We start from the raw sequence: 20,161 nt of genomic DNA, 5'->3' as shown, positions 1-20,161 counted from the left end.
GGAATGGTGGGCGACATCATTTCGGAACGGGTGGGCGACTTCAAATCGGAATGGTGGGCGAGATCATCTCGGAATCCTGGGCGACATCGATCGGAATCCGCAGAGTCGCAACTACGGGCATGAATTCGCGCCATGACGGCCGTTTCTACACGGCAGTCAGAACCACACGCGCTCGACAGTCGCGCGCGCCTCGAAATTGATCGATGGTGGCGCCTTGGATGACGCTTCGGTTGCCGCACTGGCCGATCGGCTCGGGGTAAGCTCGCGCCACCTTGCGCGTCTGTTCGAACGGTACGTCGGGGCCAGCCCCCAACAGGTCGCGAAGACCAGGCGTGTACAGCGGGCGAAGCGCCTACTTGACGAGACGACTGAACCACTGGCCCAGATCGCCTACCGGGCCGGCTTTGGCAGCGTGCGCCAGTTCAACGCCGCCTTTCGGGAGCTCTATGGACGCTCCCCGTCCAGCATTCGCCACCGCCTCAAAGTATTCGCGTGAGACAGGCATCGGAGCGTTGGTCAGCTTCTGGGCCCTTAGCCGACCCGCCGTGTGAATGCGGTTGGGGACCGCTTGTGGACCCAAAGCCGACGTAAAGCAGGAACGCGCTGAAGTCGGCCTCTGACCGGAAGCGCCTATCACCCTTCCGGCACGCCAGCGAGCCGCAAGCCTTCACACGAGCGCTCGAGCCCAGCAAGGAACATCGGGCTGTCGCTTTGTTGCGCAACGAGCAAGCGACGGATGGTGAAACCTGAGTTGAGCGCTAGTCCCATTCTTGCAGCAGTTCGCGCCTCCTCGAGCGCGCCGGTCAGGCCCAACGCAGCGGCGAGCAACAAATGAGCGAGAGGAAAGTTGCGGTTCGCCTCAGTGCTTCGTCGTAGCCAACTGACGGCTTCGACGTCCGAACCAAGCTGCAACTTGGCCACTCCGACATAACACATCCACTGGTAGGCTTCAACGTCGCGAGGGGAGAGACGTAAAGCCTCGAGTATATGGCCTTCGGTCTCGGCAGCGCACCCCATATAGAATTTGGCAAAACCTAAGGCAGCATGAGCGTTGGCCCTATTCGAATCCAGCGCCAACGCATGCTCGAATTCACGAACGCCTTGGGCGGCCCGGTTCGTGAGGATCTGGATCCGACCCCAAGCCAAGTGGGCTGAAATATGGTTCGGCCTGATGGACAATGCCTTATTCACCATCGCCTCGGCCGCTGCAAACCGCGCAGGCCCATCATCCGTCGTAAAGCTGGCTCCAACTGCCGTATCAACATTTGCCAGACCAATCATTGCTTCGACGTTGCCGGGGTCGGATTCTAGAGAGCGTTCGAAGAAGCTCCGCGCTTGCGCCACGCATTCAGGGCTAAACCCCTTCATCAACCAGGCCCGGCCTTGGAAGTACAAGTCCATCGCATCGGGATGCAGCGTACGCTCGGCTCGTCGTGCCTCAGCCTCGATGAGCTGGGCACCTAACGTATTGGCGAGCCTCGATACGATTTCGTCCTGCATGTCGAACAAGTCGATGAAAGACTTTTCGAAGCGCTCGGCCCAAAGATGCTGGCCGCTCTTAGCATCGATCAACTGCACGTTCAACCGAAGCCGCTTGCCGCTGCGTTGCACTGAACCTTCGAGCACATAGCGAACGTTCAATTCGCGGCCGACTTGCCGTACATCGACTGCTCTACCCTTGTGTGAGACGGCGCTGTTCCGTGAGATTACAAATGAACCAGCGATGCGCGACAAGTCCGTGGTCAAACTCTCCGTTACACCATCCACGAAATAGTCCTGCTCACGATCACCGCTCAGGTTCGCGAAGGGTAGCACGACGATGGATAGGCGCGGCGTTGAAAGCCGGGCCCGACTTGCGCGTTCAACCTGTGTCTCGGACCTAGGCCCATCCCGGACCGCTGCATAGGTCCGGACCGGAAGGGCGATGTTCTTGAGGTTCTGCTCGCCCAGATCAGCGAACTCGATGCCCACTTTGCCTCTGACGTGGTCATACGCGGAAGACGAGATGCAGATACCGCCTGGTTCTGCGATGCTTTCGAGCCGCGCCGCAATGTTTACGCCGTCCCCAAAAATGTCATGCGGCTCGACAATCACGTCGCCTATATTGATGCCCACCCGAAAGGCAATTTGATTGTCTTCCGGCTCATTGATCGTAAGTTCGTGAGTCCGGGTTTGGAACTGCATCGCGGCCCGAACCGCCTCTACCGCGCTGGCAAACTCCGCCAAAAACCCATCGCCTGTGTTTTTCACCACGCGGCCACCGTGCTCGGCGATCGCGGGGTAGACGGCCTCCATGAGGAGCGTCGTCAGTTTGGCATGCGTAGCCTCCTCGTCATGGTGCATCAGCCGCGAATAGCCCGCCACGTCGGCGGCCAATATCGCCGACAATCTGCGTTCGATCCGGGACGGCCGCTCTTGCGCCATGACCTGCAGGCCTTTTTTGACCTGCACATTCTACGATAAATCCGGCTGCCGTGCCACGATCACAAGCGGGACGGCAAAGTGGGCGTAATTGCCCGAAGATGGCCATGGTGACGGCTGCATCAATCGGAATGGCCTCCAATCGGTTCCCCGTTCAGCCCCAAAATCAGGCGCTCGCCTAGGAAAGCTTCGTCCATTGCTCGGCCGTCGCAGATGAGATGATGTCGCCTTCTGGGCCCATAGCTGAATTGCCGCGCCGTCCGCCAATTCGTCAGTTCATGGCCCGTGGCTGACCTCAGCCCGGAGCGCGGGGATGTCCGCCTCGGGCAACTGACCCGACCAAGGCCATGCTGGCTGGAGAGGGCAGCCTTTGACCGAAGCGGACTACCTTTTAAAGGGCATTAAGTCATACTGCCAGGCATGAAGCATCGGACGCGCGGATGACCGTCTATGTAGTGCCTCCAGACCATTGTGCGGCCGAAACGGTTTGGTTGTGTGATAACCGCGCCGTCAGGTACGATCACCCATTCGTCGTCAATGAGGACGCGGTAACGCCCACGAGTGGACTCCCAATCCGCATCTGACACTATGTATCGGTCGGCATCGGTACAGCACTTTCCAAATTCGCTCTGCAGGCTTTCGAACCATGGCTTCAGCGGAGAGTGGTCGTATCGGCCATCGTCACGTGCCAGTACGGGTGTCAGTAGCCACGCCGAGCCAAGCAACGATGCCGCAAGTTTCGCTGGAAACATCTCTTTGCCTCCGCGATATTCACCGGCCGATGCGCTGGCTTGGTGCGGCTTAGGCTGGCAACCCGGAAACTAAGTCCGTTGCAACTGCCGCTGATGAGTGACGGTAGCCAAAATCGCTCGACGCTGTGATGGGACAGTTCATCCCCATCGTCTACTGACGTGAGTCCGGCAATTCGAGCGAGGTTCAAAAACGACAACAGTTCAACTAAAGGTCAGTGCAGCTGCTTCTTTGGCCCAGCCTGTCAGGACGGCTTGACTCGACTCGGCCAATTGACCGCTGCTGGGCCATCGGCGAAGTAGCAGCGCACCGGTTGAGGTCCGCTCAGTGAGGCATGGTGGACCAGATTTGCTCGCGTTGAGTTCTTCGCATTTTGACCCATGCCAGACATCATTGCCCAATAGACATGCCCAAGGTCCGACCATAGGCTTTCTGCTGATACTTCGGTGCGGACGGGCGGAGCCGTCCCGCGATCTTTTCTATGGCGTCACGGAAGGCACGACAATGGCTGACCTTATCAAGGTTGGCGAAATGCAATTGCGGTTTCTGCGCACCAAGTATGATACCAGCGGGGCGCTTGATATGTTTGAGGTGGTGATCCCGCCCAACTCCCGTATGCCGGTCCGCACCATCACCGTGACTGGGAAGAAACGATCTATGGTCTTGAAGGCGTCATCACCTGGACGGTCGCCGGCAAGCGCATCGAGATCAAGCCCAGAGACGATCTCTTCATCCCGCGCGGTGTTGTCCACGGGTTCGTCAACGAGACGCAGGCGATTGCGAAAATGCTTTGCGTTCTCACGCCAGGCGTTCTCGGGCCGGAATTCTTCCGAGAAATGGCCATAGCCATCGGCGGCCCTGCGCCTCCTGATCCTGCCCGGATGGGCGAGATCATGAAACGTCACGGCCTGATACCTGCGCCATTTTGATTAGGTGGGCCGGCTGCATTCGCGCTCTGCTCGCGAACCGCATGTTATTTGTGAATGTCGCTTGTTGGCCCGAAGGCGAAGATCGCCATCGTGTCCCGCACGTCGGCCGTCGGGGCCAGAGCGGACCTCGAGAACACGCTGGCAAATTGAGGCGAATGACCCAAAGCCGATCGGTCCTGCACCGAATTTGCGATGCAGCATTTGCATCGGGTGCGACGATGTGCACCGGCTGCCACAACTAACACCTGATAACATTTAACCGGCTCACTATCTTCGAGTCCCAAATGAGGCGACGGGAGCTCATTGCGCTTTTCATGATTGCAGTAGCGATGTCGCCGTGTGCGATATACGCCCAGAAGAGCCCGCTTCCGATAGTAGGCTACCTTGGCTTCGATTCCGCCGAGAAAAGCAAGGAACTGCTCGTCGCTTTTCGCGGCGGGCTGCGCGCCAAGGGTTTTGTTGAGAATCAGAACGTCGCAATCGAGTACCGCTTCGCCGAGGGAAAGTATGATCGGTTTCCGGAGCTGATAGCTAACCTCGTCCAAGGCCGTGTTCAGGTAATTGTCGCCGCCACTGGCACCAATGGAGTCTTGGCGACAACCTCCGCAACAAAGACAATCCCCATCGTGTTTGCAATTGCCATGGACCCTGTATCCCTTGGCGTCGTTTCCAGTTTGAACAGGCCCGGAGGCAACGCCACCGGTGTGAGCATGTACACTCCACAGCTTACGGCCAAGCGACTTGAGCTCTTGGCCGAGTTGACGCCGGGAGGCGGTTCGATCGCCGTGCTGATCAATCCGACAAACCCTAACGCAAATGTGGTCGCCTCAGACGCTGAGGCTGCCGCTAAGTCGCTCGCGCGGGCGATTCACATTCTGAAGGCCAGCACAGACGAGCAAATTGCTGCTGCCTTCAAGGAGATCAGAGACCAGCAGCATGTTGCACTTCTCGTTAGCCCAGACGCATTCTACATCGCGCGGCGAGAGAGACTTGCCGCGCTGTCCGAGCAAGGTCGGATTCCTGCGATCTACGAGTGGTCTCTTTTTGTAAAATATGGGGGACTTATGAGTTATTCACCGCGCATCACCGATGTTTCCTACCAGCTTGGCGTTTATGCAGGAAAAATTCTGAACGGCGCTGCACCCGCCGATCTACCCGTCGAGCAGCCTACTAGGTTCGAGTTGGCGATCAATCTGAGAACTGCAAAGATAATCGGCCTTACCATCCCGCCCCATCTTCTCGCGCGCGCCGACGAGGTGATTGAATAGCGGGCAAGCTACGTCCGCTCGTGGCCCATCGGCGACCTCGGAGCCCATCCGCTCTTCGGCCGATGTTGGCGGTAAACCGCACATCAGGTAGCCAGCCTCTTAATGAGTACCTGGGGCCGTTTTGAACTTTCGCTCCATCGTTCAAGCCGTTCCACAACCGGCATTGCCATCGCACTATTTGGAATGGGCATCTTTTCGCAGCTTGATCGAGCGTTCTTCTATGGCCGCAATACCGACGCCGTGCTCAAGCTTGCGCGGTAGATTGGCCGAGGCTTTGGGCTGTAGGTCAGCCGCGCTGCGCTCAAGATCGCTCGGGGACTACTTCTTCAACAGCAGTCCCAACGTTCGCGCCATGCGCCTCACCGATCCGGCGTGGCGACCGAGATCGGCGGCTATCCTCGATGTGCCAACTCCCTGCCGGGCGAGCCTGACCAATCGGCGGACCTCCTGCTCGGCCCATTGCTTTGGCTTCGGTGTTTTCATGATGCGGCGCTCGATCCGCACCAGTTAACCAGCGAGCGTTATTACCGACACCTGGGAAATTTACGGGTGGGCTTCCTGCCTGAGGCCGGCCCTCGCCGTTGAACGGCAATTTAGGCGCCTTGGGCCGTAGCGAGCTTGTCGTTCGTCCTAACCATGATGAACAAGTAGGCCATCGCGCGCGTCGAGCAAGACACTTTCATCTGTCAAATGCGTCAACTTGCCTGTCTTTCCCGACCGCATTCGCCGCATTCTCGAAGGAATGCCGCCTCCGTCGTCGATGATCAAAGTTGGCGCGCGCCAAGCCGTGCAAAGTGGCATATACTCGTAGTATTACAGCCTAACGAAAGAATGCCCCTCGGAACAAATGCAACGCGACGTCCTACGTCAGGAGGACGTCGCGATGCAATTGTGCATCACAACCAGAGGGGAAGTTGCTATGAAGCGACGTTCATTGCTCTTGGCATTGTGTTCTTCCGCTTTCATCTCTGCACCGGCACTGGCCGATGGGGTCAAGCAGGAGGCCGAAAAATTAGCCGTCGCCTACACCGACTGCGTCGCCAAGAAAGACGCGGGCTGTGTCGCTGCGCTCTATACAAAGGACGGGGTTCAGATCAACCCGGGCGGTGTGTTTTCCGATCTCAAGACCGTATACGAAAACAACTTCAAGAACGGCACCGATCATATAGAGATCAGAGTCGGCAACATGTCGGTCATCAACAACGATCTGGTCGTTGCCAACGGCGAGACCGACATCTTCGGTAAGGACCCTAAGAGCGGCGACGCCACCAAGGTCACAGTGTTCTGGGGCGGCATCGACATACGTGAAGGCGGCGCTTTAAAAATCCGCCAGTTGACCGTCGGCATGAAGCCGCCTCCAGCTAAGGAAGCCAGCGCCGAGAAGAAGTAGGACGTCATCCTGTCGTAAGTCACCACGCGCCCATCCTCTTTGAGGGTGGGCGTTTGATCTTGCTGCACGTCGCTCCGAAAGCGAAATACGGTTGCCTCGAACGCACACCGCTCGCGCGATATCTGCAAGTGGCCCCTTAGCTGCCTCTCTACGTCGGCGTCCTCACGTCCGCTTGCGGGGTGCAAACGGACCAAAGAACGATATTGCCCCGACGCCCGCGGAGAACGAATGAGAAGTTACCCGGCGACAGATCACGAACGCGGGGCGCCCGCGGCATCTTCCCGCTCATCCGCCCCAAACGTCAGAGTCCATCGATTTGGCGGGGGTGGGCGCCTGGTCCGCTGAGCACCACCATCGATTCAGGTTAGCGATTTCTATCCCCGGCGCGCCTAATGCGCTCCTCGATCTCACTGGCTAGCTCGCCGTACTCCGCCAAACGTAGCCACTGCTCCCGCCGGTCCCGGTCCGTGGCCGGCCCTGCCTTCAGTCGGCACTCGGCCGCTTGCCTGCGAATGTGATTAAGGTAGCTCACGACGAGTCAATTACCGTGCGAGGCGCGGAAACGGACCCTGAGAAATTTCCCAGGGTCCGGAGCAAGAACGCTCAGCGCGCGCCGATGCCGAGCTGGTGCTCCTCCTCCGCCAGCGGCGCCGCAAAAGCAACTCAAGCGAATGCGGAGCTTGACTGCCGCGAACATGCCTTCGGCCGGCCAACGCTTCTCGACTGTGTACGGAGCAAGTCTTAGACCACCTCTTCCGTCGCGCTACGCTCGCCTGACACGCGCAGGCGAGTGAGTTCGGTCCACGCGAGTGCAGCGTAGATCCATCGCTGCCGTTCGGCACCATCGGCCTCCGCGGCGAGCTTCATCGCCGCATTGCCTCGCGCTCGGGGTCGTATTCTATGTCCATCGGACGGAATCGTAATCGAATATCGTAAACGATCACTGTTCGACGTCACCGTAGGTATCCGGTGTGGCTCATATTGGCAACTGGATGCTTCTGCTGCAAGCATATCGAAGCCCGTTTTTGATCGTGCGGTTTTGATCAACATGCCATTAGCATGGAGGTCTATGTCCAGGCGCGCGAGATCCTCGTTCTGTTTGAATCGCTTCTGAACGGAGCACAGCTTCGACGCCTTATGCTGCTGAAGGAGATTAACAATCTGCGGCGTTCGATTATGGCGGACCTTGCTCGCACTGCGTCGGAAAAGTCCGTGAGGGCGCAAACCGATCATCAACTTGGAACGTGCTGAGATCTACCGAAAGTTAAGGGAAGCTGAGCAAACGGCTAAGCCGGCGGCTGCGCCGAGCGAGGAGCATTTCTGAAGTTGTCGAGCTGTGAATCGATTGGATCACGTCATCTTTGACGTTGGCTGCCTGCGAGATGCTGATACGATCCTCAGGCGGCTCGCCAAAGCCCAGTTTTTACCAGCGGAAGTAATCCCATGTCACCGCTCTTGCTGGCGCAGCTCGGTAGTTCGTGTGTACTGCGCGTTCATGACGGAAAATGAGATCTCAACTCGCACACGGGGCAGCTGTACGCGCGCGGCACCAGGATCTGAGTTTGGTATCACTTAAGCTAGACAACTGCTTAACTGGACCTTTCGAGCACAGGCCGGATCAACATCAATGGGCGCGGATATGCGCGACGAAATCAAAAATATTTTCGTGACCTTTGGAATTATTACCTTTCTCGTGCGCCTCCATCGGCTGATTAAGCGCCGTCGCGGCGCTTAATTTCGCCTGCTGGCGTCGTTCTCGGGCACGCTTACATGCTATCTCGAGATAAACGTTACTGAAGAACACAAGGAGTGTCGCCCCTAAGATCATGCTTCCGACAACAACGAAAATAGCCATGATTGCCTCCCGGCGCCGGGTTCGGGACCACCATAGAATATTTAAATAAATAAATCACATTAAATGGACAGAATCAAATAAAAATAATGCAATTGTGGCGCCTCGTAGGAGCTCGTTTTAATCGTATCGCAGAATTCGAGACTTCCGCTCTTCGATTCAACGGTGGCGAGAGCTCGCTGAGATCAATTCGACGATGAGTTTCGGCATGGCGCCAAACGATCTGCTCGCAAGCCGACGTGGCGCGGAATCCCCTTCCGAGGCCAACTGCGGCGACTAGACCGTCCCAAGCGCCATCCAGACGCGCGTTCGTCATCCAATTCACAAATGGATGGCAGCAACATTGGACGGCGTCCGTCGAGCAAAGCGGCGCGGTGTTCGAAGCCAAGTTCATGCTGCCGTGGGCCTTCACGGAGGAAGCCGCCGCTGAAAAGCACATCGGCGCAGCTGCAGCACAACATGTGGGTGACGGCTGCCCGCGCCTCCGTGCTCTCCATCATCACCGGCGGCAGCGAACGGGTCGAGATCAAGGTCCACGCCGACCCGCTCTACCAGCACCTCCTGCTCACAGCGGAGAAGAAGTTCTGGCGATGCGTCCAGAGCGGCGAGCGCCCGATCCTCTTCAACAAGGTTGTGGATATGGCCTCATCGAATGTGTGGGTCGATTTTGCCGGGATGTATCTGCGCACCAAGGAAGCCCACGGCGAGCACGAGCTCGCCAAGGCCAAACTGAAAAAGCTTGTCCCGGAGGATGCGAAGGAAGCGAGCGGGCACGGATCAAGGCCAAGCGCTCAAGGTCGGGCGCGATCAGCTTCGAGACTCTGACTGTGGAGGCCGCCGATGCATCGGTCCAGTGAGCGCATCGGGGCGATCACGGCGGCCCTAGCCAGGGCCCAGGCGGAGCGACCAACCCCGAAAAGACCCTGACTGCGGCGATCCGGTCGCCTTTCCCGCGGGAGGGCGACCGCACGTTCCGCTATGCTTCCTTTGCAAGCGGCCTGGAGATCGTCCGCAAAACGTTAAGCCAGCAAGATCGCAACGATCCAGACCACTCGGACGGAGCGAGCAACCGGGCATATCCATCTGACTACCATCCTCGCACACGCCTCAGGGGAATGGATTTCCTCGGACCTGCCGGTTTGCTCCACCAGGGACGTTGATGGTGCATCTGGCGTTCGTCCGCGAGCATCCAATGCCCACAGACGCTCACCATTTAAAGTTTGCGCAGCCCGCAGCCCTAGGGCGCAAGGTCAGCGATGAATCCACCGTACCTCTCTGCCGCTCGCATCATCTAGCGCTGCACCGACACGGCAGTGAACGGGCATGGTGGTCCGACATGCAGATCGCGCTTTTGCCGATAGCAAGCGAGTTATGGGTGGCAAGCCCGGTACATGCAATGCAACTCCCGGCAGCAGGTCCCCGGAATATCATAGAGTTTCGAAAAGAGGGCACGCTGTGGTAGGCCAGCGAAAGCGAGAAGGATCGGCACAGCCAGCTGGAAAGACCAACGGGATGCGATATGGCTTCCTGTTCTCAGTCACGTGCCTGGTGCTCTACACGCTGGTCATGTTAGGCGTGCGCTAATACGCCCACCATGTTGGCCTTGTCGGTGCATTGCTGACCCTTGCTGCGACGTTCGCCGCTGCGTACTGGTACGAGCGCTGAGAAAGACAGAACACGGTCGAGATATTGCGGCCGGAATCTACAGATGACCGCTGGCGTTGACCTGGGCACCTCAGCTTAGGTCCATAGTTCCTCGAGGAGGAGGCCGGAGCAAGTTACTGCTTCGGCCTCTGCATTAAGCGCAGGTCTAGTACCTAGGGCGCTTAGCTTCGCAACGGGCGAGGCCGAAATCCGAATAGGCGTGCTGCCCATCAGATTGCCTTCGTGGATAGGCGCGATCCTGTCATTGACGATCTTGGCGTAATTTCAGCGATATTCCTGGTCGGCCTAGGAGCCGGATACGTTTTGCACAACCGCCGACTGGCTCGCGCATCAAAAGTTTGGGCGGTAGCGCAACATCAGGGGAAGCTTGTTTAACCACCCCCCACTTGAAGTCGCGGCATGACGTGCGTGTGTTCGTAAATGTTCGCTCCGCGCACCAGTAGTTCGTAGGCTTTCACTCCACTGAGAGAACCGCTCCAGATTTGGGCACACACTGCCTCACAATTAATATGGTGTTTTCATTATTGCGTCGCAATATATAGGGATCGTCCAGCCCATCACGAGGCCGAAGCGATGATCCGACATGCTGCACGCATGCTGGTGCTGGCGTATGGCCTTTGCAGCCAGCCCGCCTACTCCTGTTTCGACACACAAGAGGTCGTCCCTCCGCTTTCGTTCACGCTGTTCTGCATAAAGTACCCTGAAGATTGCCAGGAACAGCAGGACCGCCGGATAACTAACTTCCACTATCGAGGACAGCGCTGGCGCGAGGTCAAATCAAATCAATTCAATTGTCAATTCTAGCATCGCGCCCGAGAGTCTGTTGGTAAGCCGGAATGACTATGAATGGCAGATCTTTCCTTATGACGGAAACTGTGGCGATTATGCCGTTACAAAACGCCATTTGCTGCTTCGAGCGGGCTGGCCAAGCTCGTCTCTCCGTTTGGCAGAAGTTGTTATTCGCAAGACTGGAGAACATCACCTCATTTTGCTGGTCCGAGAAGGACAAGCTAGTCTCGTTCTCGACAATCTCAGCGGGACGATCATCCAGCTCAACGAAGCTTCAGATCAATACGTTTTCCTGCGCACTGAATCGGGTCTGAATCCTCAACTCTGGATGCGCGGACTTGCGAGATCTTAGCTGCGTGCTTGCGGCTCGAATTCTGCCACGTTCGGGAATTCAGTCATCCCGAGAGCTTGGGGTATTAGGCTCTTAGCCGGCCCTCCGAAGTTGATACGGCTGGCTCATTAATAATAGCGCCCAATCAGCTCAAAAATACTCTGCCGCGGGTAGCAACAGGACAGGCTATTGGGTAAGAACACGCATCCAGTCTGTGAGAATTTGCATGACCAAAAAGCGCGCATTAATTACCGGTGTTACGGGCCAGGACGGGGCCTACCTGGCCGAGCTGCTTCTAGGGAAGGGCTATGAGGTCCACGGCATCAAGCGGCGGACCTCCCTCTTCAATACCGATCGCATTGATCATCTGTACCTCGATCCGCATGAGCCCAATCCGCCCTTCCGGCTTCACTATGGCGATCTTACCGACTCCTCCAGCTTGATCCGCATCGTTGGCCAAGTGCAGCCAGACGAGATCTACAATCTCGCGGCGCAGAGCCATGTTGCGGTTTCCTTCGAGGAACCCGAGTACACGGCGAATTCCGACGGCCTTGGCACGTTGCGCATCCTTGAGGCGATGCGCATTACAGGCCTAGAGAAGAAGGCGCGCTTTTACCAAGCTTCAACGTCGGAACTCTATGGTTTGGTTCAGGAGATCCCCCAAAAGGAGACCACGCCTTTTTATCCGCGCTCACCGTATGCCGTCGCCAAGCTCTATGCCTATTGGATCACGGTCAACTACCGTGAAGCCTACGGCATGTATGCCTGCAACGGAATTCTCTTCAATCACGAGTCTCCGGTCCGGGGCGAAACCTTCGTCACTCGAAAGATCACCCGGGCTCTCGCGCGGATTCATCTGGGTCTGCAGGAGCGTCTTTACCTTGGCAATCTGGACGCCCTGCGCGATTGGGGACACGCCCGCGACTACGTCGAGATGCAGTGGCTGATGCTGCAACAAGAGAACCCGGAAGACTTCGTTATCGCCACCGGCATTCAACATTCAGTACGAGACTTCGTCAATGTGGCGGCAAGCGAAGTCGGCATGAAGATCCGGTGGGAGGGGGCTGGCATAGACGAGAAGGGCTACAATGTTGCGAACGGAAAATGTGTGGTGTCGGTCGATCCACGCTATTTCCGGCCAACAGAGGTAGCAACCTTGCTTGGCGATCCCTCAAAGGCCAAAGAGAAGCTCGGTTGGCAACCCCAGACTTCTTTCGAGAGTCTCGTTCGCGAGATGATGAAGGAAGATCTTGAGTCGGCAAAACGAGATGAGCTCATCAAACAGCATGGCTTTAGATATTTCCCACGCCACGAGTGAGGGCGGATAAATCTTGGATCTTGCGCGGCAGCGATGTCGCCCAGATCAAAGTCTCAAGGCTAAGTAAACGAATGCACTCAAGTATCATAACGCTTCCTGTTTGAGCAGCAGGAAAATCTTGAGGCCAACTATTCTGGCATGCTTCATCAACGCCGGCTAATGCGTCACTTCTGACAAAAATGCGTCAACCTCAGCACTGCAGAGCGTGATCAAAGATCACAATTTCAAATATGCTGCATATTGGCGTGTCTTGTTAGCCAAATTAGGTAAAGGCTCCGGTTCGCGCCGGAGCAAGCGCTGCCAGCCTTCGAGAACAGTCACTGAAGTCGAGACTTAAGTAGCCGCACGGACCTCTAGGTGACGACCGTACCCCTTCAAAAAATCCTCATATGCGACGGCAAGCCCCGCCCGCAACGGCGTGTTTGTGCGCCAACCCAGCGCACGAATTCGCGAGCTATCAAGCAGCTTGCGCGGCGTACCGTCGGGCTTGGACGTATCGAAAATCAATTTGCCTTCGTAGCCGACAACCTCTGCTACAGCCGCAGCGAAGTCTGCGATCGATAGCTCGTCGCCGCTACCGACGTTTATTGGCAGGTCACTGGAATAATTCTTCAGAAGAAAAACGCAGGCATCCGCAAAGTCCTCGACGTTGAGAAACTCGCGAAGGGGCGTACCAGTGCCCCACACGGAGACATTGGATGCCTTGGTGATCTTGGCTTCATGGAAGCGCCGGATCAGAGCCGCCGGAACGTGGCTATGGTCGGGATGATAATTATCGCCACGGCCGTAGAGGTTGGTCGGCATCACCGAGATGAAGTCATCTCCATACTGTCGACGAAAGGCCTGGCACATCTTGAGGCCGGCAATCTTGGCGATTGCATACCACTCGTTGGTCGGCTCAAGCGGTCCGGTCAGCAATTCGCTCTCGGCTATCGGCTGTTTGGCATGCTTGGGATAAATGCAAGACGAGCCCAGAAACAACAGGCGCTGAACGCCGATGGCGTGGCTTGCGCGGATCACGTTGAGTTCGATAGCGAGATTCTCGCAGAGAAAGTCGACGGGAAAGCTGCTGTTAGCGGCGATTCCCCCGACTTTCGCGGCAGCGTGCACCACCGCGTCAGGACGGTTGGATTCCAGCCACCGCAGCGTCGGCTCCTCCTTGGTCAGGTCCAACTCGCGGCGATCGGCAGAAAGCACTGTACAATTTTCTGAAGCAAGACGCCGCACGACGGCAGAACCGACCATGCCTCGATGACCGGCGACGAAGATCCGCTTGCCCGAAAGGTCGTAGGTTGAAGTCCCCATCATACTATACCCCTACTCGGTCTTCCGAATGCGAAAGCCGAAAGCTCAGCCCTTTCGCGTGCCACGGAGTGCCGGCAGCCGGGCTCGTGCGCGCTCCCAGTTGCTAACACAATCTTCACCGTTGAGCAGCCTGCCCAGGCGGGCCAGGCTATTAATGGTGAACTGCAACAGGGTGCGTAAACTTAAAGCAGGCCATTGGCAGTAAAATAGGCGGAGCAGCCGCGCGAGCCGCACGGCTGCCTTCTCGACTAAACATCAGCTAGTCCAGTTGGCGCGGGATCAGTAAGCGCGTCGGAGGACGGGCCCCTCGGGCGCGCAGACGCGGTCCATATACCAGCCATACGGGGTCTCAACCCGAACCAGCGGGCAGTGACGCGACGGCACATAACGGTACGGGTAAGGCTGTGCCCAAAAGGTAACCGGCGTCACCTGAGCGGCGCCTGTGAGCAGCGCCGCGCTCGCGGACATCTGCATGCCGGCATTTGCACTGCTCGCTGCCCCCAAGGAAGCAGCCAATGCCAAAAGACTGACCCGCGCAAACGATTTGAACATCATAAAGCTCCTTTGCCCCAACGGATCTCACCGGTGAAGCCACTCAGCCCCTCGCGGGGACCGTCTCGGCAGCACTGAGACCCATCAACCAACCCTAGAAATCGCCCCGAAATAGCTGGGCCAGACTACCAAGGCTCGACGGAGGAACGCAACCGCTCCGACGCATCGGATTCAGGCTTGGAGCAATATGGTGCAGAACTGTGGCTTCTCGGCCCTAGTTCTCTCCGTTCCAGGCGCCCGGAGCACCAAGGTCCGGCGAGCGACGGTAAACATCGCGAAGGAATTGATAGTTGACTGCTTGGGCGAGCGGTACCTCCTCCTCGCCCAGCTTCGCGAATATCAGAATGTCCCGAAGGGTCCTCCAGCGGCTTTCATCATAGTCGGCAATGCGTCCGCCGGTCGGCAAGATGAGGCTGCGCTGCTGCTGCAACTCGGCTTTCAGGCGATCCGGGATCAGCGTTTCGGGAGCAAAGCTGGCGAGAACAGGCACGCTCCGTGCATAATCGCTATAAGCGAACTGCCAGCCCCGGATAAGGCCTTGGAGCACGTCGGTGATCACGGATGGACGGTCATGAATAAGATCGTTGCTGGCGAAATAGACCAGCCCCGGGACATGGATGCCATAGTCCTGCGGCTTTATGATATTCAGCCGGACGTAACCCGCACCGGACGGGCTGGGCTGGTCATCGATGGCGGCAATGATGGCGTCGACCTCACCGGCGCGGAGCGCATCGAAGCTGTCGCGATCGGCAACCTTTGTCACCTGACTGCGTGGCAGGCCCAACTGCGCCATCATCGCATCGAAGATCACGTCTCCTTCGCTCGCTCTGCGGTAACCGACGCGCTTGCCAACCAAGTCGGGGGGCCGGCGCAAGCCGGATCCTTCCAGGGTAAAGATCGCAATCGAGGTGTCGAGGAAGCTTGCAGCGAACGCCGTTACGGGGACGCCGCGCCAAGCGGCCAGCAGAAACTTTTGGCCGCTGGTCACGCCGATGGCATGTTCGCGTGCGATCGTTTCAACAAAGTTCGGGTCGTCCGGGTGGGGCCGCAGCGCAATCCGGGAAGTGAAAAAGCCCTGCTTGAGCGCGATCAATTCGCCGGCAAAACGCGCCGCGTAGGGTCCGTCGAGGAGCAGACTCGCCACAGCCGCGGGGTTCGCCTCCTGCCGCAGCGGCAACGAATCCGGGCGCAGCGCGATCAGGGCCAAGCCCAGCAGGGCAACGGTCGCAAGGCCGACCGCCACATACCGGCTGAACCTTCGCCTGGATCGCCGCCGGGACCGGGTCTGAGGCACTGAAGGCTTCCTAACGGGCTGTGAAATTTAACATATCGGGTAAGGGCAAATGCGCTACAATCAATCCATTGGGGTAAGGTTACTTTTTCCTTCGCCTTGTTTTAATTGCGATTCTGCCCGATAGCACGGTGTATTCGGATAGTGAATTGATCGTAAGTGAGCTTTTAGCGCGATGACAATTCTATCACCACGATCGGCCTCTGTGCCTGATTCTGTTGCGGAAATTCGTGTGCTCGAGCAGGCCTCGGCGGCACCTCAAGGTTTAGCCTGGAGCTTTCTTCGCCCTCTGGCGGTGGAACGTCTGGTGATGGTCGGCGACGCCGTGCTGGTGGTGCTGAGCGGCATCGGCTGCGCGGTCGCCTATCATCTCTACACCCAATCGGCGCTCGGCAAGGCCAATGTCTATGCCGCGGCGAGCGTCCTCGTCGCCATCAACTTCATCCTGCTGACCACGGTCCAGCACGGTTACCGGCTCAAGAACATTACCAACCTGTCGCGCGCGTTCCGCACCGCGGTGACGACGTGGACCGGGCTGTTCGGGGCGCTGCTGGCGCTCGCCTTCACCATGAAGGTCAGCGAGGAGTTTTCCCGCGGCACCACGCTCTCGTTCTACCTGGTCGGCCTCACGGTGCTGCTGGCCTGGAAGCTGGCGGCCGGGCGCTGGACCGCCAGGGCGCTCGCGACCGGCGCGTTCGCCAACAGCCGCGCGGTGATGATCGCCGAATTCGGGCTGCCGGCGGCCTCCAACACCATGAAGGACCTCGCCCAGCACGGCTATCGCCTGATGCGGATCATGGAGATCCGCTCCGCCGACCTCGCCTCGCCGCTGCTGCTGTCGGCGATCGCGCCGCGCTTTGACGAGCTGATCGCCTATGCGCGCGAGAACCGGGTCGAGCACATCTTCCTGCTGATGAACTGGAGCCGGCAGCACGCGATCGACAGCATCCTGGACGCGCTGAAGATCCTGCCCGTTCCCGTGCATCTGGTGCCCGATGCCCACGCCGCGCGCTTCCTGCGCTATCCGCTGCAATCGACCGGCAACACCTTCACCGCGGAGCTGCGCCGCGCCCCGCTGTCCCGGAACGAACGCGCGCTCAAGCGCACCCTCGACCTTGCCGGCACAGCCCTGGCGCTGATCGTGTTCGCCCCCGTGATGCTGGTGACCGCCGTGCTGATCAAGGCGACCTCGAAGGGGCCGGTGTTTTTCCGCCAGACCCGCAACGGCTTCAACGGCCGCGCCTTCAAGATCTACAAGTTCCGCACCATGCGCGTGCTCGAGGACGGCCCGAAAATCGTGCAGGCGCAGAAGAACGACCCACGCGTGACCGCCATCGGCAAATGGCTGCGCAAGACCTCAATCGACGAGCTGCCGCAGCTCTTCAACGTACTCAAGGGCGACATGTCGCTGGTCGGCCCCCGCCCGCACGCGGCCGCCCACAACACCGAATATGAGCAAATAATTGGGCAGTATGCTTTCCGCCATCACGTCAAACCTGGCATTACGGGGTGGGCTCAAATTCATGGTTATCGCGGAGAAACCCGTGCGCTAGAGCTTATGGAGAAACGCGTACAGCACGATCTGTGGTATATCAACAACTGGACCTTCTGGTTGGAGTTAAAGATTCTGTTCCGAACAGCATTTGCCGTTTTCTCGCAGCGAACAGTGTACTGATTGCGGGAGTGGACAGCCAGGACCAATTCCGGCTCAACTTTCAGATCCATAGGACCGCACGAGTTGGGATCAATCGGATTGTCCGCGCGCCCAAGAGTTTTTGGAGAGCAAATTGGAAAGTTGGGGCGTAGGGGCCAATGACTAGCGCCGAATTTGTGGGGACGAGTTCAGCTGTTGAGCACATGAAGGTGCTCGGTGTACCGATCAGCCTCGTCAATATGACGGCCGCTGTGAACAAGCTCTGCAGCTGGGGCAAATCTGGACCCGCTCGAACGGTTTTTGTTCGCGACGTGCATGGCCTCATGCGCGCCTTGCAAGATCCCCTTCTTTTCGCTCTCCACGGCCAGGCCAGCATGGTCATACCCGATGGCATGCCGCTGACACGAATAGCCCGACTCCGAGGTTACAGCCCTGCGCAAATTGGCCGTACGCCCGGGGCCGACGTTATGGCGGAGGTCTGCGAGCGATCAGTTGGCGATAATACCACGCACTATTTCTTCGGAGGCAAGCCCGGCGTCGCCAACATCTTGGCCGATCGTTTGGCACGAGCCTATCCAGGATTGCGGATCGCCGGAATCTGCAGCCCGCCCATTCGGGACATTGATGGCCGGCGGCCGTTCACGATAGAAGAGTTAGCGGAGTTCCAAGCAATCAAAGATGCCAAACCCGACTTCATTTGGATTGGACTGTCTAGCCCCAAACAGGAATATTGGATGATGAAAGCTGCCCATCACCTCGATCACGGTGTACTTCTTGGTGTGGGCGCGGCTTTCGATTTTCACGCTGGCGCCATCAAGCGCGCACCAGCTCTTATGCAGAACTATGGCCTAGAATGGCTTTACCGCTTCCTCAGCGAACCGCGTAGGCTTTGGAAGAGGTATTTGATTCTTGCTCCACTCTTCGTCTGCAAAGTGCTAGTTGAAGAGCTTTCACGAGGCCGGGCTAGATGATCGACCTGTTCGGAGCAAACCTCAACCGCTCCAGCGGTGTATCGTGAACTCAGCTTGTGCACGCTCGCCCTGGGGGTCTAGTGGCTGAGCAGGCAAGCGCCTAAAGAGTTCGCCGAAGGCGTGCAGACCGCATCGACGATTCGTACGACTGCCCTGCGAAGCAGACGTTTGAGCTTAGCAAAGACCGGTTCGAGCGGGTCAGATCCGGTGAGTATTTTGGCAGAAAGAACAGCTTGTCGCCGGCCGAGCGGATGAGCTGGCGTGCGGTTTGCTTCTGTGACTGCCGAGATTTGTCCAGGACGACGATGTCGCCGAGACGAAGGAGCGGCAAGAGAACCTTCTAAACCTAGATCCGGAAGTTCACGTCGCCGGCTCGTGACCGCCCATCTCGCCCGGAACAACGCTGCCGGACTCATCGACCCGCTTCATCCAGCCGATCGTCATGCTAATCCACTCAAACACTGCTTGGCCGCTCGAATGTGGGACATCCCGCCCTCAATTGCCGCCACCGCGATCGAGCGAAATAAGGCTTGCCCGTCCATGCTCGCCAGCAGGACGAATCAGAATCATACTGGTTTTGAAATCCCAATCGATTCAGCCTAATCCCGTCGCGTGAGTAACCCCACCGAAGTTTAAAGGCGCTCTGCCACAAGCCGCACTTGGGTTCGCTTTCTGCTGACCAGCGAGTAAAACCAACAGATCACGTGAAAAGCGCCCGGTCCGAGCTTGGTCCAGATTACGCTCCACAGCGGAGGCCAGCGATGGAACAGTTCCTTTGCCTCTATAACTCGGAAGCCGGTGGCTTTGGCCAAATTGCCAATGTTTGATGGACTCCAGCCGTGCAGATGGAAATCGGGATCCTTCTCCCTGAACCGCATAGAGACGCTGTCGTAGGGCGTCACGATGATCAATTTGCCCCCGGGCCTTAGAATACGTTGGAATTCGCGAAGCACCCTTGACGGCTCCTCCACGTGCTCAAGGGCGTGGTTCGAGACGATTACATCGGCCCATCCTGTTTCAACGAGCGACGTATCCGGATAAACCTTCTCGACCCCAAGCGACTTAGCAGAAGCGACCGCCATAGGGTTGATTTCAATCCCGATCTTGTCAGCCGCGGTGATTGCGTTGAGCAGGAAGCCGCCGCCGCACCCGAAATCGAGCACCTTAGCGTCTGGCGCGATGAATTGCTCAAACTTGAAAAGATTGGCTTGGCCCTGGATTTTGCCGTGCGGGGCCTGCCTTTTGAAATACTTCTCGTCATAGAAATCGGCCGCGGATTGCATGTGGTCCTCATGAGGCGAGGGCGGGAGCATGTGAAATCTCCAGGTGGGGGTCAAGTGCTCGTTCAGCTCCAAAGGAAAAAGACCTTCGCTGCGCGAACATTAGTACCCTTTTATCCCTCCACCGAGAGTGCCTTCCCACGGGGCGTGGGCGCGCTGCCCCATAACCTGCACTTGCTTCAGCTCCTGGCGAAGCCGGATAACAACGGCAGATTGCTGCCAATGTCCCCTCTAGATCGAGGAATTTGATCGCGTGCAGCTAGCCATGCGGAGAAGTGAAGAACAATCCACTCTGATGTCCCCAGTCAAGCACACAGCGCACGGTTTCTCATCTCCACGAGGACTCATCGTGAAGTTCTTGTGCCGATGGATCGTGCAGAGGAGAAGGCGGGACT

The 20,161-nt window shown here is 57.9% G+C and carries 14 protein-coding genes and 1 pseudogene; 9 read left to right on the top strand and 6 right to left on the bottom strand.

Annotated features, from left to right (window positions below):
* Positions 1–214: 214 nt before the first annotated feature.
* A complete protein-coding gene (locus ACFQX9_RS11560; protein ID WP_311979671.1) occupies positions 215–496 on the top strand; it encodes a helix-turn-helix transcriptional regulator in 282 nt (93 codons plus the stop codon).
* A 137-nt stretch (positions 497–633) separates the two neighbouring features.
* Here the strand turns inward: ACFQX9_RS11560 and ACFQX9_RS11555 are convergent, their stop codons facing one another.
* Together ACFQX9_RS11555 and ACFQX9_RS11550 are read right to left on the bottom strand one after the other, a co-directional pair.
* Positions 634–2,424: an adenylate/guanylate cyclase domain-containing protein gene (locus tag ACFQX9_RS11555; protein ID WP_377788582.1), complete on the bottom strand. Its 1,791-nt coding sequence runs from the start codon at positions 2,422–2,424 to the stop codon at positions 634–636.
* Positions 2,425–2,822: 398 nt separating this feature from the next.
* Complete coding sequence (locus ACFQX9_RS11550; protein WP_231188841.1) at positions 2,823–3,173, bottom strand: hypothetical protein; 351 nt, start codon at positions 3,171–3,173, stop codon at positions 2,823–2,825.
* 651 nt (positions 3,174–3,824) lie between these two features.
* Here ACFQX9_RS11550 and ACFQX9_RS11545 point away from each other — a divergent pair.
* The 3 genes from ACFQX9_RS11545 to ACFQX9_RS11535 all read left to right on the top strand — a co-directional run bounded on the left by ACFQX9_RS11545 (position 3,825) and on the right by ACFQX9_RS11535 (position 6,758).
* The gene (locus ACFQX9_RS11545; RefSeq protein ID WP_377788580.1) at positions 3,825–4,100 is read left to right on the top strand and encodes a cupin domain-containing protein; all 276 of its coding nucleotides are present in this window, start codon (positions 3,825–3,827) and stop codon (positions 4,098–4,100) included.
* Between the two features lie 284 nt (positions 4,101–4,384).
* Positions 4,385–5,368, top strand: a complete 984-nt coding sequence (locus tag ACFQX9_RS11540) for an ABC transporter substrate-binding protein (RefSeq protein WP_085349988.1) — start codon at positions 4,385–4,387, stop codon at positions 5,366–5,368.
* Positions 5,369–6,287: 919 nt separating this feature from the next.
* On the top strand, positions 6,288–6,758 hold the full coding sequence (locus tag ACFQX9_RS11535; RefSeq protein WP_204513773.1) for a nuclear transport factor 2 family protein: 471 nt from the start codon (positions 6,288–6,290) through the stop codon (positions 6,756–6,758).
* A gap of 1,624 nt (positions 6,759–8,382) precedes the next feature.
* Here the strand turns inward: ACFQX9_RS11535 and ACFQX9_RS11530 are convergent.
* Positions 8,383–8,613: a hypothetical protein gene (locus ACFQX9_RS11530; protein WP_377788575.1), complete on the bottom strand. Its 231-nt coding sequence runs from the start codon at positions 8,611–8,613 to the stop codon at positions 8,383–8,385.
* Between the two features lie 292 nt (positions 8,614–8,905).
* Between ACFQX9_RS11530 and ACFQX9_RS11525 the strand changes: the two are divergent.
* The 3 genes and pseudogenes from ACFQX9_RS11525 to gmd form a co-directional block, all read left to right on the top strand.
* A pseudogene (locus tag ACFQX9_RS11525) lies at positions 8,906–9,467 on the top strand (endonuclease); the annotation flags it as partial.
* A gap of 1,631 nt (positions 9,468–11,098) precedes the next feature.
* Positions 11,099–11,416: a transglutaminase-like cysteine peptidase gene (locus ACFQX9_RS11520; protein WP_377788573.1), complete on the top strand. Its 318-nt coding sequence runs from the start codon at positions 11,099–11,101 to the stop codon at positions 11,414–11,416.
* Positions 11,417–11,621: 205 nt separating this feature from the next.
* Positions 11,622–12,713 carry a GDP-mannose 4,6-dehydratase gene (gene gmd, locus ACFQX9_RS11515; protein WP_377788571.1) on the top strand — a complete coding sequence of 364 codons (1,092 nt, stop codon included), beginning with the start codon at positions 11,622–11,624 and terminating at the stop codon, positions 12,711–12,713.
* Positions 12,714–13,046: 333 nt separating this feature from the next.
* Here gmd and ACFQX9_RS11510 read toward each other — a convergent pair whose 3' ends face one another.
* Together ACFQX9_RS11510 and ACFQX9_RS11505 are read right to left on the bottom strand one after the other, a co-directional pair.
* Positions 13,047–14,021 (bottom strand): GDP-L-fucose synthase family protein, encoded by a 975-nt coding sequence (locus tag ACFQX9_RS11510; RefSeq protein WP_377788569.1) that lies wholly within the window; start codon positions 14,019–14,021, stop codon positions 13,047–13,049.
* A 763-nt stretch (positions 14,022–14,784) separates the two neighbouring features.
* Entirely contained in the window at positions 14,785–15,813 is a 1,029-nt protein-coding gene (locus tag ACFQX9_RS11505; protein WP_377788567.1) for an ABC transporter substrate-binding protein, read from the bottom strand.
* A 358-nt stretch (positions 15,814–16,171) separates the two neighbouring features.
* Here ACFQX9_RS11505 and ACFQX9_RS11500 point away from each other — a divergent pair, with 358 nt between their 5' ends.
* Entirely contained in the window at positions 16,172–17,536 is a 1,365-nt protein-coding gene (locus ACFQX9_RS11500) for an undecaprenyl-phosphate glucose phosphotransferase (RefSeq protein ID WP_377788578.1), read from the top strand.
* Positions 17,537–17,673: 137 nt separating this feature from the next.
* Entirely contained in the window at positions 17,674–18,486 is an 813-nt protein-coding gene (locus ACFQX9_RS11495) for a WecB/TagA/CpsF family glycosyltransferase (RefSeq protein ID WP_377788565.1), read from the top strand.
* Positions 18,487–19,118: 632 nt separating this feature from the next.
* On the opposite strand, the gene ACFQX9_RS11490 is transcribed toward ACFQX9_RS11495, so the two are convergent.
* Complete coding sequence (locus ACFQX9_RS11490) at positions 19,119–19,769, bottom strand: class I SAM-dependent methyltransferase (RefSeq protein WP_377788563.1); 651 nt, start codon at positions 19,767–19,769, stop codon at positions 19,119–19,121.
* Positions 19,770–20,161: the final 392 nt, after the last annotated feature.

Origin of the sequence: Bradyrhizobium sp. GCM10028915, from assembly GCF_042666195.1 — a bacterium.
In the GTDB taxonomy this organism is placed as follows: domain Bacteria; phylum Pseudomonadota; class Alphaproteobacteria; order Rhizobiales; family Xanthobacteraceae; genus Bradyrhizobium; species Bradyrhizobium canariense_D.
This window is presented reverse-complemented; position numbering and strand designations above follow the sequence as displayed.

Bases quoted from the DNA above. Each gene is read 5' to 3' on its own strand.
- ACFQX9_RS11555 (WP_377788582.1), bottom strand. From the start codon at position 2,424: ATGGCGCAAGAGCGGCCGTCCCGGATCGAACGCAGATTGTCGGCGATA.
- ACFQX9_RS11550 (WP_231188841.1), bottom strand. From the start codon at position 3,173: ATGTTTCCAGCGAAACTTGCGGCATCGTTGCTTGGCTCGGCGTGGCTA.
- ACFQX9_RS11540 (WP_085349988.1), top strand. From the start codon at position 4,385: ATGAGGCGACGGGAGCTCATTGCGCTTTTCATGATTGCAGTAGCGATG.
- ACFQX9_RS11535 (WP_204513773.1), top strand. From the start codon at position 6,288: ATGAAGCGACGTTCATTGCTCTTGGCATTGTGTTCTTCCGCTTTCATC.
- ACFQX9_RS11530 (WP_377788575.1), bottom strand. From the start codon at position 8,613: ATGGCTATTTTCGTTGTTGTCGGAAGCATGATCTTAGGGGCGACACTC.
- gmd (WP_377788571.1), top strand. From the start codon at position 11,622: ATGACCAAAAAGCGCGCATTAATTACCGGTGTTACGGGCCAGGACGGG.
- ACFQX9_RS11510 (WP_377788569.1), bottom strand. From the start codon at position 14,021: ATGATGGGGACTTCAACCTACGACCTTTCGGGCAAGCGGATCTTCGTC.
- ACFQX9_RS11500 (WP_377788578.1), top strand. From the start codon at position 16,172: ATGGTCGGCGACGCCGTGCTGGTGGTGCTGAGCGGCATCGGCTGCGCG.
- ACFQX9_RS11495 (WP_377788565.1), top strand. From the start codon at position 17,674: ATGACTAGCGCCGAATTTGTGGGGACGAGTTCAGCTGTTGAGCACATG.
- ACFQX9_RS11490 (WP_377788563.1), bottom strand. From the start codon at position 19,769: ATGCAATCCGCGGCCGATTTCTATGACGAGAAGTATTTCAAAAGGCAG.